Annotated in this window: 12 protein-coding genes; 5 read left to right on the forward strand and 7 right to left on the reverse strand. The window is 64.4% G+C overall.

The window, feature by feature from the left end; translation table 11 throughout:
• Positions 1–15: 15 nt before the first annotated feature.
• The 6 genes from BLR29_RS15700 to BLR29_RS15725 all read right to left on the reverse strand — a co-directional run bounded on the left by BLR29_RS15700 (position 16) and on the right by BLR29_RS15725 (position 5582).
• Complete coding sequence (locus BLR29_RS15700; protein ID WP_092137946.1) at positions 16–1638, reverse strand: ABC-F family ATPase; 1623 nt, start codon at positions 1636–1638, stop codon at positions 16–18.
• A 175-nt stretch (positions 1639–1813) separates the two neighbouring features.
• Complete coding sequence (gene ldcA / locus BLR29_RS15705) at positions 1814–2737, reverse strand: muramoyltetrapeptide carboxypeptidase (RefSeq protein WP_092137947.1); 924 nt, start codon at positions 2735–2737, stop codon at positions 1814–1816.
• Positions 2734–3354: a tRNA adenosine(34) deaminase TadA gene (tadA, locus tag BLR29_RS15710; protein WP_092137948.1), complete on the reverse strand. Its 621-nt coding sequence runs from the start codon at positions 3352–3354 to the stop codon at positions 2734–2736. Before tadA ends, ldcA begins: the two co-directional genes overlap by 4 nt.
• Positions 3355–3371: 17 nt before the next feature.
• Positions 3372–3848 carry a 6-pyruvoyl trahydropterin synthase family protein gene (locus BLR29_RS15715; RefSeq protein ID WP_092137949.1) on the reverse strand — a complete coding sequence of 159 codons (477 nt, stop codon included), beginning with the start codon at positions 3846–3848 and terminating at the stop codon, positions 3372–3374.
• A gap of 3 nt (positions 3849–3851) precedes the next feature.
• On the reverse strand, positions 3852–4487 hold the full coding sequence (gene queE, locus BLR29_RS15720) for a 7-carboxy-7-deazaguanine synthase (protein ID WP_092137950.1): 636 nt from the start codon (positions 4485–4487) through the stop codon (positions 3852–3854).
• Positions 4488–4652: 165 nt separating this feature from the next.
• Complete coding sequence (locus BLR29_RS15725; RefSeq protein ID WP_092137951.1) at positions 4653–5582, reverse strand: LysR substrate-binding domain-containing protein; 930 nt, start codon at positions 5580–5582, stop codon at positions 4653–4655.
• 97 nt (positions 5583–5679) lie between these two features.
• On the opposite strand from BLR29_RS15725, the gene BLR29_RS15730 reads away from it, so the two are divergent.
• Positions 5680–6888: an MFS transporter gene (locus BLR29_RS15730; RefSeq protein ID WP_092137952.1), complete on the forward strand. Its 1209-nt coding sequence runs from the start codon at positions 5680–5682 to the stop codon at positions 6886–6888.
• Positions 6889–6965: 77 nt separating this feature from the next.
• Here the strand turns inward: BLR29_RS15730 and BLR29_RS15735 are convergent, their stop codons facing one another.
• The gene (locus BLR29_RS15735; RefSeq protein ID WP_092137953.1) at positions 6966–7475 is read right to left on the reverse strand and encodes a DUF1993 domain-containing protein; all 510 of its coding nucleotides are present in this window, start codon (positions 7473–7475) and stop codon (positions 6966–6968) included.
• Between the two features lie 467 nt (positions 7476–7942).
• On the opposite strand from BLR29_RS15735, the gene BLR29_RS15740 reads away from it, so the two are divergent.
• The 4 genes from BLR29_RS15740 to BLR29_RS15750 all read left to right on the forward strand — a co-directional run bounded on the left by BLR29_RS15740 (position 7943) and on the right by BLR29_RS15750 (position 11842).
• A complete protein-coding gene (locus BLR29_RS15740) occupies positions 7943–8938 on the forward strand; it encodes an alpha/beta fold hydrolase (RefSeq protein ID WP_369804625.1) in 996 nt (331 codons plus the stop codon).
• Between the two features lie 79 nt (positions 8939–9017).
• A complete protein-coding gene (locus BLR29_RS15745) occupies positions 9018–10457 on the forward strand; it encodes a catalase (RefSeq protein ID WP_092137955.1) in 1440 nt (479 codons plus the stop codon).
• 114 nt (positions 10458–10571) lie between these two features.
• Positions 10572–10757 carry a hypothetical protein gene (locus BLR29_RS31990; RefSeq protein ID WP_143018467.1) on the forward strand — a complete coding sequence of 62 codons (186 nt, stop codon included), beginning with the start codon at positions 10572–10574 and terminating at the stop codon, positions 10755–10757.
• 77 nt (positions 10758–10834) lie between these two features.
• Positions 10835–11842, forward strand: a complete 1008-nt coding sequence (locus BLR29_RS15750) for a bestrophin family protein (protein WP_092138247.1) — start codon at positions 10835–10837, stop codon at positions 11840–11842.
• The last annotated feature ends 47 nt before the right edge of the window (positions 11843–11889 follow it).

An 11889-nucleotide genomic window follows, 5' to 3' on the forward strand; every position in this document is an offset into this window, starting at 1 on the left:
GTCCGCAAATCATGATCAGGCGTTGATGCCTTGCGATTGCAGGTACTCGTCGTACGTGCCGAGGTAGTCGGTCAGCGTGCCGTCGGTGCGCACTTCGATCACGCGCGTGGCCAGACCGCTCACGAACTCACGGTCGTGCGATACGAAGACCAGCGTGCCCTGGAACTTGTCCAGCGCGATCTGCATCGACTCGATCGACTCCATGTCCATGTGGTTGGTCGGCTCGTCCAGCGCCAGCACGTTGTGGCGGCCCAGCATCAGCTTGCCCCAGATCATGCGGCCCTTTTCGCCGCCGGACAGCACCTTGACCGACTTCTTGATGTCGTCGGCCGAGAACAGCAGGCGGCCCAGCGTGCCGCGCAGCGACGTTTCGTCATCGCCGGCCTGCGTCCACTGGCTCATCCAGTCCATCACGTCGCGGTCTACCGGGAACTCCTCGTACGTGTCCTGCGGCATGTAGCCGACGTTGGCGTTCTCCGCCCACTTCACGGTGCCGCGGTCCACCTCCACGCCGCGCTGCACGCCGTCCTGCACGACGTTGTTCAGCAGGCTGCGCAGCAGCGTGCTCTTGCCCGCGCCGTTCTCGCCGATGATCGCCACGCGCTCGCCGGCCTGGATCGCCAGCGACAGGTTGTTGATGATCTTGCGGTCGTAGGTCTTGGTGACGCCTTCCACTTCGACGGCCAGGTTGTGCAGCTTCTTCTCGAACTCGAAGCGGATGAACGGGTTCTGGCGCGACGACGGCTTGATGTCCTCGACCTTGATCTTCTCGATCTGCTTTGCGCGCGAGGTGGCCTGGCGGGCCTTGGACTTGTTGGCCGAGAAGCGGCGCACGAAGTCCTGCAGTTCGCTGATGCGCTCCTTGGCGCGCGCGTTGGCGGCCACCTGGCGCTCGCGGGCCTGCATCGACGCTTCCATGTAGTCGTCGTAGTTGCCCGGGTAGACCTTCAGCGTGCCGTAGTCCATGTCGGCCATGTGCGTGCACACGGAGTTCAGGAAGTGGCGATCGTGGGAGATGATGATCATGGTGGAGTTGCGCTCGTTGAGCACGTCTTCCAGCCAGCGGATCGTGTTGATGTCCAGGTTGTTGGTCGGCTCGTCCAGCAGCAGGACGTCCGGGTTCGAGAACAGCGCCTGCGCCAGCAGCACACGCAGCTTCCAGCCCGGCGCGACATCGCTCATCGGGCCCTGGTGCTGTTCCGTCGGGATGCCCACGCCCAGCAGCAGTTCGCCGGCGCGCGCCTCGGCCGTGTAGCCGTCGTACTCGGCATACTTGGCCTCCAGCTCGGCGGCCTTCATGTAGTCCTCGTCCGTGGCTTCCGGATTGGCGTAGATCGCGTCACGTTCCGCGGCGGCGGCCCACATCTCGGTATGGCCCATCATCACCACGTCCAGCACGCGGTTGTCTTCATAGGCGAACTGGTCCTGGCGCAGCTTGCCCAGGCGGATACCCGGCTCCAGCATGACGTTGCCGGACGACGGCTCGAGGTCGCTGCCGAGGATCTTCATGAAGGTGGACTTGCCGCAGCCGTTCGCGCCGATCAGGCCGTAGCGGTTACCCTCGCCGAACTTGACCGAGATGTTCTCGAACAGCGGCTTCGGGCCGAACTGCATGGTGATGTTTGCGGTAGAAAGCACGTCTGAAACCTTGTGTGAAGCGGCGCGGGGTGCGCCTGGCCTGTTTGCTGGCGGCGGGATCGCGTGGAAGAACAGCCCATCAGCGCGTCCGGCGGAGCAATCATGAGGAAGTAACCCGCGATTTTACCACTCGCGGGCCGGAAGAGCGATGGCGGCACCGGCCGCCACCTGTGCGTTACAGCGTCGGATAGCCCGACAGGGCCAGCGAAAAGCCGTCCGCATGCGCGGAGAGACGGGCATGGCCACCCACCGGCAGCGTCAGCTTGCGTACGCAATGGCCGAACGGCAGCCCCGTCAGCACGGGGATGCCCAGCCGGGCACGCACGTAGTCGAATACGGCGTCCATGTCGTAGCCGTTGTCGTAGTCCGTGGTGCGGTAGTTCGAGAAATCGCCGAGCACAATGGCCTGCTGGCGTGCCAGCACGCCGGCTTGCAGCAGTTGCAGCAGCATCCGCTCCACACGGTAAGGCGGCTCGTTGATGTCCTCCAGGAACAGGATGCCGCCATCGATGTTGGGCATGTACGGGGTGCCCAGCAGACTGCACAGCATGGCCAGGTTGCCGCCCCAAAGCGCGCCCTCCACGGCGGACGGCAGCTTGCCGACCTGCGGCGCCTGCACATCGACGGTGTACGCCGGATCGTGCAGGATGGCCTCGAAGTGCTGCCACATGAATGCGTCGACGGGCTCGGCGCCAAAATCCGCCAGCAGCATCGGGCCGGCAAACGTCACGCCACCCGTGGCCGCCAGATAGGCCATCTGGAAGGCGGTGAAGTCGCTGTGGCCGACGATCGGCGTGCCACTGGCGCGCGCCTGCTCGGCAATGCGGCCAAAGTCGATCCGGTCGAGCAGACGCGCCAGGCCGTAGCCGCCGCGCACGGCCAGCGTCAACTCGCGGGCCGGACCCGTGCCGATGGCATGCAGATCCGCCAGACGCTCGTCGTCCGTACCGCCGAATCGCAGGTAGCGGCGCGCCAGGACGTCCGGATTGTTGACGTGGTAGCCATGGTGCTTGAGCCAGGCACAGCCATGCGCGGCAATGGCCACGTCATGCGGGTAGCCGGACGAGGCGATCAGGCGGACTTCGGTGGGCTGGCTCATGCGTCGGGGGTCGCGCCGGGTGACGCGTCAGGTGTCGGATCGGAAGCCGGGATTTTGTCCGAATCGGCGGCCGTTGGCGAGACTTGTGCCGGATCCGGCGTGGCCTGCGCCGCGCGGGCCGACTTTTGCGCCCGACGGCGCGCGCCGAAGAAATCGCGCAACAACTGGCCGCATTCGTCGGCCATCACGCCCCGGCTGACGGTGGTCTGGTGATTCAGCGAGGCCTGTGCAAAGAGGTCCACCACGCTGCCTGCCGCGCCGGTCTTGGGATCGGTCGCGCCAAACACCACGTGGCGCAGCCGCGCGTGGAGGATCGCGCCACTACACATCGCGCACGGTTCCAGCGTCACATACAGCTCGCACTCGGGCATGCGGTAGTTGCCGAGCACCTGCGCGGCGGCGCGCAGCGCCTGCATCTCGGCATGGGCGGACGGGTCCACGGAGCGGATCGGCAGGTTGTGGCCGCGCGCGATGATCGTATCGTTCCACACCACCACGGCGCCAACCGGCACTTCGCCGGCGGCCCCGGCCAGGCGAGCCTCGTCCAGCGCGGCGGCCATGTAGTGGCGGTCGCGCGCCGCGGCGTCGGCAAACACGATAGACGTTGCGTCGGACATCGGACTTGGGACGCCCCTCAGTCCTGCGCCGGCAGATAGACCGGCGCGCTGACCTCGGCCCAGCAGTTCGGCGTTTCGAACAACACTAGCTTCGTCAATTGCAGATGGTGGCCGAAGCAGTCCTTGAAGACCGGCGCCAGGATGTCGAACGCCACCTGCGCCAGATTCTCAACGGTCGGAATGCTGTCGATGACGACGGTCTTGTGGTTGTCCATCGACTGCAGGAAATTCAGCAGCGCCGTGTCGCCCCGATAGATCAGGAAGGCATGATCCCACTTGGAGACCAGGTGCTCGTTGGCCAGCGTCTTGATGTCGCCGAAATCCAGGATCATGCCGTCGTCGGACGCGCCTTCCTTTTGCAGGACCTCGCCCGACAACGTCAGATCCAGCCGATAGCGGTGGCCGTGGATATTGCGGCACTGGCCGCCGTGGCTCGGGATGCGGTGGCCGGAATCGAATTCCAGCCGGCGGGTGATGGAGACTTGTTTGCTCATGTGTCAGCGAATGCCCAGCAGCTTGTGGGTTTGCAGCGACAGGCGCCAGCGCGGATGACGCTGGCAGAAATCGACCGCCGCCACCGTATTCTGCCGGGCCAGCGGGCCATCCATGGCCTGCACCATGAAATAGCGGAAATCCAGTTGCTCGTATGCCGCGAAGTCCTGGCCGTCCTGCGGGATGACGACCTTGAGTTCGTCGCCCTTCTTCACGACAAGTTCGGAGCCCATCTTGGGGCTCACGCACACCCAGTCGATGCCGTCCGGAACCGGGATCGTGCCGTTGGTTTCGATGGCGATCTCGAAGCCTTGCGCGTGCAGCGCGTCGATTAGCGCCGCATCCAGTTGCAGCAGCGGCTCGCCGCCAGTGCAGACCACCAGCGGCTTGCCGCCGGCGCCCTGCGGCCATTCGGACGCCACGGTCGCCGCCAGATCCCCGGCCGTCTTGTACTTGCCGCCGCGCGTGCCGTCCGTGCCGACGAAATCGGTATCGCAGAACTGGCACACCGCGCGTTCGCGATCTTCCTCGCGCCCGGTCCACAGGTTGCAGCCCGAGAAGCGGCAGAACACCGCGGCGCGGCCGGCATTGGCGCCTTCGCCCTGTAGCGTGTAGAAGATTTCCTTGACGGCGTAAGTCATGCTTGGGGTCCTGAGACCGGGATTCGATCGTTCTGCGGCCAGTGTATGACCAGGTAACGCGGATGGGGCACCGCGGCCTCGCGGCGGGTCCGGGCATCACCAGAAGAGGCGAATGTCCGGCGAGCGGGCAACCTAGAAGTATACAGCAACAACGTAGGGTTTTCGCTAAGCCACGCCGTGACGTTCCATGCCCTTGCCGCCCTCGGCCAGCGCCCCCAGCCGGTCGGCCAGAAAGTCCAGAAATACTGCGATTCGTGCCGAAAGCTGGGTATTCAGGTAGTACACGGCGTGGATCGGCTGGCGCACGTCGACGGTCTCTTTCACCAGCACCTGCACCAGGTTGCCAGCGCGACGGTCCGCATCGGTCATATAGTCCGCCAGGCAAACGATACCCTGCCCGGCCAGCGCAAGCTGGCGCAACGTTTCGCCGCTCGATGCCGCAATATGCGGACGAATCTGCACATCGCTGCCTTGCGCATCGCGCAAGGGCCAGCGATTCAGGGATTCCGGCTGCGTGAAGCCGATAAGGGAATGCGCGGCTAGATCGGCCACGGTCTTCGGCCGGCCGTGGGCTTTCAGGTAATCCGGCGTCGCCACCACGCGGATCCGGCTGTTGCCGAGCGGGCGCGCATGGAGCGTGGAGTCGCGCAGCGCGCCGATCCGGATGGCCACGTCGGTGCGGTGTTCCAGCAGGTCGATGATCTGGTCGTTCGTGTTCAGCTCCAGCTCGATCTCCGGATAGGCCTCGCGAAACGCGCCCACCAGCGGTACGACCACGTGGAACATGAATGGCGACGCGGCGTTGACGCGCAGCCGTCCGGCGGGCCGCTGACGCCGCAAGCGCATCTGTTCCTCCGCCTGATCGGCAGCCGCCAGGATCTGGCGCGCGTGGGCCAGCATGGCCGCACCTTCCTCGGTCAGCTCCAGCCGGCGCGTGGTCCGGCGCAGCAGCGTGGTCTCCAGTTTCTCTTCCAGCCGTGACAGCGCGCGGCTGATGCCGGACACCGTCTGGTCGAGTTGCTCCGCCGCGGCGGTGATCGACCCGCTGTCCACCACCGTGACAAAGCCGAGCAGTTCTTCGAGCGTGAGTTTCATTCTTGAATTCTAGTCAAATATCTTCTGCACATCAGCCAGTTTTTCTGCAAGAAACGACCGGGCACACTGCGTCCATCCAAAAACCTGGAGGCACACCATGCCTATCGCCTTGCTGGCGCTGACGATCAGCGCCTTCGCCATCGGCACGACGGAATTCGTGATCGTCGGGCTGATTCCCACCATTGCCGCGGATCTGCATATCACCGTGCCCTCGGCCGGCCTGCTGGTCAGCCTGTACGCACTGGGCGTGGCCATCGGCGCACCGGTGCTGACCGCGCTCACCGGCCGCCTGCCCCGCAAGCTTCTGCTGCTGTCCCTGATGGCACTGTTTACCGCCGGAAACCTGCTGGCATGGAAGGCGCCAAGCTATGAATCGCTGATCGTGGCGCGCATCCTGACCGGGCTGGCGCACGGCGTGTTCTTCTCCATCGGATCGACCATCGCCACGGGTCTGGTACCCCGGGAGCGCGCCGCCAGCGCCATCGCCATCATGTTCACGGGCCTGACCGTGGCGCTGGTGACGGGCGTGCCGCTGGGCACCTTCGTCGGCCAGCACTTCGGCTGGCGCGAAACCTTCCTGGCCGTATCCGGCCTGGGCGTGATCGCGTTCATCGGCAGCCTGCTCTTCGTGCCATCGGCAATCCGCCATACCCCGCCGGCGTCCCTGCTGGAGCAGGCGCGCGTGCTGGCGGAACCGCGACTGCTGCTGGTCTATGCCAAGACGGCCATCGGCTATGGTGGTTCCTTCATCCCGTTCACGTTCCTCGCCCCGATCCTGCAGGACGTGTCCGGGTTCAGCGCGGGCGCCGTGGGGCTGGTGATGCTGGTGTATGGCGTATCCGTGGCCATCGGGAATATCTGGGGCGGCCGCCTGGCGGACCGCCACGGCCCGATCCCGGCGCTGCGCATCGTCTTCCTGCTGCTCGCCGCCGTGCTGTTCGTGCTGACGTTCACCGCGCCGCATCGCTGGCTGGTGATCGCAACCGTGCTGGCCTGGGGCGCCGTCGCCTTCGGCAACGTGCCGGGCCTGCAGGTCTACGTCGTCAAGCAGGCGGAACGCCATACGCCGCAGGCGGTCGATGTGGCATCGGGCCTGAACATCGCGGCGTTCAACCTCGGTATTGCCGGCGCGGCGTGGGCGGGTGGCCTGATCGTCGAACACCTGGGGCTGATGCATACGCCGTGGATCGGCGCACTGGTGGTGCTCGTGGCGCTGGGCCTGACCGAATGGAGCGGCCGGCTGGACCGTGCCGCCGGCATCGAACTTCGCGGCGGCGGCGTACCGGCCGGCGCGATACAGCACTGAAATGGCAAGGGCCGGCATCGGAATCATCCGTTGCCGGCCCTTTGGCCGTTGGCGCGCCGGGGCGCGTCAGTGCTGGCTCAGCGTGGGGCGCCGAGGAAGTCCATCTTGCCGATCTGCACGCCCTTGTGACGCAGGATGTCGTAGGCGGTGGTCACGTGGAAATAGAAGTTGGGCAGCGCAAAGCCCAACAGGTAGCTCTTGCCGTCGAACGTCACCGGGCCACTACGGAGCTTGAGCTCGACGGTGCGGGTCTCGCTGCCTTCCAGTTGCTCCGGGCGAATCGATTTCAGGAAACCGATGGTCTTGGCGATGCGCGCCTGCAGCTCCGGGAACGTCACCTCGTCGTCGGCATAGGACGGGATGTCGATCCCGGCAAGCCGCGCCGCGCAGCCCTTGGCGGAATCGCTGGCGCGCTGGATCTGGGCCGGCAGCGCGTCCATGTCGGAAATCAGCCGCGTCTGAATCAGGTCCGAAGAATCGGTGCCCTGCGCCTGGGCATGGGCGGCGCCCTTCTCCAGGATCGCGGACAGATTGGTCAGGCCCCGGATAAATACCGGGATCGATACCTCGTACATCGAGAGGGCCATGGGGGCTCCTTGCTGTGTCGTGTGTCGTGTCTGGAATTGCGTGTTGTCCGGCGTCACCTCGCTCGCCCGCCGTCCCCGCAGGCGTGAGCATAGATCGGATTGGGAAAGGTTGCTCGGGAGCCCCTTGGGGATTGGGCGAACGCCGAATTCCGGACCGCCGGCGTGCTTGCCGGCAAGACGCCACAGCGCATGGCGATCCCCCTCCGTCGCTCCGGCAGGACATGACCGTGCGGTCCGGATTGGTGCGATCTGGACAACAGCGTGTGCATCTTCGCGTATCTACCGCTGGCACGGCGGCACTCGTACGATTCACTTCGCGCCGCGCAACGTCGACTGCGACGGCTATCTCGTCTTACATCGCCCAACCCGCACCGTCACCCGTCAACGGCAGCGTCACTTCGCCCGGCCGATCCATCCCGGGCCGTTCGACCGCGATGGCGAGGCCATCCACCACCGGAGCCTGTACCTTGAAGCTTGAACCTACCCTGTCTCCCGACGACGCAAGCCGTCGAAACCTCATGCTGGGCGGCGTCGCTGCGACGATTGCGTCCGTTGTCCCGACTGCCGCGATGGCCGGCACCAGCCGCCCGTCGACGTCCGCCGCTGCGCATGGCGCGGCGGGAAACCCATCCGGCGACAGGATCACCACCAAAGATGGGGTCCAGCTCTACTACAAGGACTGGGGCCCGAAGAGCGGTCCGGTCGTCACGCTCAGCCACGGCTGGCCGCTCTCCTCGGACAGCTGGGAGAACCAGGCATTCTTCCTTGCCTCGAACGGCTTCCGGGTGGTCGCGCATGACCGGCGCGGACACGGCAGGTCCAGCCAGCCCTGGGACGGCAACGACATGGACCACTACGCCGACGACCTCGCCGCAGTCATCGAGACGCTGGACCTGAAGAACGTGACGGCGATCGGCTTCTCGACCGGCGGCGGCGAGGTTGCCCGGTATGTCGGCCGCCATGGCACCTCGCGCGTGGCAAGGATCGGCCTGATCTCGGCAGTCCCACCGCTGATGGTCAAGTCCGCCAGCAACCCGGGCGGCGTGCCGATCGAGGCGTTTGACGGGATCCGCGCGGGGATGATCGCAGACCGCTCGCAGCTGTTCCGCGATATCGCGAGCGGCCCCTTCTATGGCTTCAATCGTCCTGGCGCAAAGGCGTCTCAAGGGATGATTGAGTCGTGGTGGCTGCAGGGCATGATGGGCGGCTTCAAGAACACCTACGAATCGATTCGCGCGTTCTCGGAAACCGACTTCACCGCGGACCTGAAGAAGTTCGACAAGCCGACGCTGATCGTGCACGGCGACGACGACCAGGTTGTGCCGGTCGACGTGGGCGGACGCGCGGCGAAGAAGCTGGTTCCGCACGCGATCCTGAAGATCTACAAGGGTGCCCCGCACGGCCTGGCCGAGACCCATAAGGACCAGCTCAACCAGGACCTTCTGGCCTTCCTGCGTAGCTGATTCGGACCAACAAGGGGACTCGCCGACGCGGTTCCCACCGTCGCGCTGTTCCCGCAAAACATTCCTGAAGAAAGCCACAATGTCCAATCGGAAACTGACCACGGCGAACGGCGCGCCGGTCGTCGATAACTTCAATATACAAACCGCCGGCCCACGCGGACCCGCCCTGCTCCAGGATGTCTGGCTGCTTGAGAAGCTCGCTCACTTCGACCGCGAAGTCATCCCCGAGCGCCGCATGCATGCCAAGGGCGCGGGCGCCTATGGCACCTTCACGGTCACGCACGACATCACCCGCTACACGAGGGCCAGCATCTTCTCGCGCGTCGGCAAGCAGACGCCGTTGTTTGCGCGCTTCTCCTCAGTCGCCGGGGAACGTGGCGCGGCCGACGCCGAGCGGGACATCCGGGGCTTTGCGCTCAAGTTCTACACCGATCAAGGGAACTGGGATCTCGTTGGCAACAACACCCCGGTCTTCTTCTTCCGCGATCCGCTGCGTTTCCCGGACCTGAATCATGCGGTCAAGCGCGACCCGCGTACCGGCATGCGCAGCGCCGAGAACAATTGGGACTTCTGGTCGCTTCTCCCCGAGGCGTTGCACCAGGTCACGATTGTCATGAGCGACCGTGGCATTCCCAAAAGCTTTCGCCATATGCACGGCTTTGGCAGCCATACCTACAGCTTCATCAACGCGGACAACGAGCGTCACTGGGTGAAGTTCACCTTCAAAACGCACCAGGGCATCGAGAACCTGACGGATGTGGAAGCGGCGGAGGTGATCGGACGCGACCGCGAGAGTCACCATCGTGACCTGTTCGAGAGCATCGAGCGTCACGAGTATCCGCGCTGGACCCTGTATGTGCAGATCATGACCGAGGAACAGGCACTGGCGCACGAGGTCAATCCGTTCGACCTGACCAAGGTGTGGCCACACCAGACGTATCCGCTGATGGAAGTTGGTGTCCTGGAACTGAACCGCAACCCGGAGAACGTGTTTGCGGAGGTCGAGCAAGCGTCCTTCGCGCCCTCGACCATCGTCCCGGGCATCGGCTTTTCGCCGGATCGAATGCTGCAGGCCCGCCTGTTCTCGTATGGCGATGCGGCGCGCTATCGGTTGGGCGTGAATCATCACCAGATTCCCGTCAACGCGCCACGCTGCCCGGTCCATAGTTTCCATCGCGATGGCGCCATGCGCGTCGACGGGAACAGCGGAGCGACCGTTTCCTATTCCCCGAATAGCCAGGGCGAATGGGCGGAGCAGCCAGACTTCCGGGAACCGCCCATGGCACTGAGCGGCGCGGCGGCCCATTGGGATCATCGTGTCGACGACGATCACTACGAACAGCCCGGCAATCTGTTCCGGTTGATGTCGCCTCAGGAAAGACAAGCGCTGTTCGAGAACACCGCGCGCGCACTGACGGGCGTGTCTCGCCATATCCAGGAACGGCACGTCAACAACTGCGCCAAGGCCGATCCCGCCTACGGTGCCGGCGTGGCGAGCGCCCTGGGCATCGCGGGGTGACCACGCGCCGCTGACTGGATCGCATGATCCGGTGCGAGAGTGGTTCGTCCTGACGCGTTCTTCGTCCCTTTTAAACCGCGCCCCCCCGGGCGCGCCTCTTTTTGTGTCTGCCGCATGAAATTCCTGAGCGCCATCGCCTTCTGGTTTGCCAGCTCCATTGCTGCTATCGCGCTGTCCGGCCTGTATGAAATACTGAATCGCGAGACGGAAACTGCGGCTACACGGGCTGCCCGGCAACAGCCCCAGGCACTGGTTGCTGTCACAAAACCGGGGCTCCGGCCGTCTTCGTATCAGGGGTGAAGCCGGCTGCCCATATTATTGGCTGGCAGCCCCGACCTCGGCGCTAAGCGCCGCCAATCCACCGCGAGATGCACACCATGCACCTGGGAAAATCGTACACGTTGCCCGAGTTCATTATTTGGTCGAGACGGCAACTCTATGCCTTGCTGGCATGCGGTGCGCTGCCGATCGTCCTGTATCAGTTCCTCGGACTGAAATGGCTGTCGATCCCGCTTTCCGTCGTGGTACTGCTGGGCACGGCCACGTCATTCATCGTGGGTTTCAAGAACGTGCAGACCTACAACAGGGCCTCCGAGGCGCAACAGGTCTGGACTGCCATCCTGACTGGCAGCCGGTTCCTGGGGGTGATCAGCCGGGATTTTCCAGCGGGACCGGCGGCCGGGCGAGAACTGATTCTCCGTCATTGCGCATGGCTGACGGCGCTGCGCTATCAACTGAGAACCCCGAAGGTTTGGGAAAACGCGGACAACATATCCAACGTGGAATACCGGAAGCACTACCGGGTTCCCGAATGGGAAGCGCCGCTGGAACAGGAACTCGCGCGGTATCTGCCGCAGGCCGAGATCGACACGCTCATGCACGCCGAGAGCAAGACAAGCCGGTTGCTGGGGACGCAGGCAACGACCATCAAGCGGCTTCTGGAAACTGGCGAGATCAGCAACGCCTTCTATATGGAGCTTGGAAGTTCGATCAGGGATGCCTTCGAACAGCAAGGACGGGCGGAGCGAATCAAGGATTATCCGTATCCGAGGCAGTATGCGGTCATCAACAAGCTGTTTGTCCGCTCCTTTTGCGTCCTGCTTCCCTTTGGCATTCTCACGGAGTTCGAAAAGCTCAACGATGTCGTCTCAGGCTTCATGCATGGCAACATGATCTGGCTGGTCATTCCGTTCAGCACGATGATCTCCTGGATGTATCTCGCACTGGAGCAGGTGGGCGAAAGCACCGAGAATCCATTTGAAGGAAGCCCCAACGATGTCCCGATTGCACTCATCTGCCGGAAGATCGAGCGCGAGCTCATGGAAATGCTCGGCGAGAAGAGCCCGATCCCCGAGCCGGCGTCTCCCCACGGTATTGTTCTCTAGACCGCCATCATCGCGATCGTTGGACGGCTCGCGGCATCAGGCGTACC

This window comes from Cupriavidus sp. YR651 (assembly GCF_900101625.1).
In the GTDB taxonomy this organism is placed as follows: domain Bacteria; phylum Pseudomonadota; class Gammaproteobacteria; order Burkholderiales; family Burkholderiaceae; genus Cupriavidus.

Excerpts from the sequence above, each read along its gene's own strand:
- ldcA (WP_092137947.1), bottom strand. The coding sequence starts at position 2,737 with ATGAGCCAGCCCACCGAAGTCCGCCTGATCGCCTCGTCCGGCTACCCG.
- tadA (WP_092137948.1), bottom strand. The coding sequence starts at position 3,354 with ATGTCCGACGCAACGTCTATCGTGTTTGCCGACGCCGCGGCGCGCGAC.
- BLR29_RS15715 (WP_092137949.1), bottom strand. The coding sequence starts at position 3,848 with ATGAGCAAACAAGTCTCCATCACCCGCCGGCTGGAATTCGATTCCGGC.
- queE (WP_092137950.1), bottom strand. The coding sequence starts at position 4,487 with ATGACTTACGCCGTCAAGGAAATCTTCTACACGCTACAGGGCGAAGGC.
- BLR29_RS15725 (WP_092137951.1), bottom strand. The coding sequence starts at position 5,582 with ATGAAACTCACGCTCGAAGAACTGCTCGGCTTTGTCACGGTGGTGGAC.
- BLR29_RS15730 (WP_092137952.1), top strand. The coding sequence starts at position 5,680 with ATGCCTATCGCCTTGCTGGCGCTGACGATCAGCGCCTTCGCCATCGGC.
- BLR29_RS15735 (WP_092137953.1), bottom strand. The coding sequence starts at position 7,475 with ATGGCCCTCTCGATGTACGAGGTATCGATCCCGGTATTTATCCGGGGC.
- BLR29_RS15745 (WP_092137955.1), top strand. The coding sequence starts at position 9,018 with ATGTCCAATCGGAAACTGACCACGGCGAACGGCGCGCCGGTCGTCGAT.
- BLR29_RS31990 (WP_143018467.1), top strand. The coding sequence starts at position 10,572 with ATGAAATTCCTGAGCGCCATCGCCTTCTGGTTTGCCAGCTCCATTGCT.
- BLR29_RS15750 (WP_092138247.1), top strand. The coding sequence starts at position 10,835 with ATGCACCTGGGAAAATCGTACACGTTGCCCGAGTTCATTATTTGGTCG.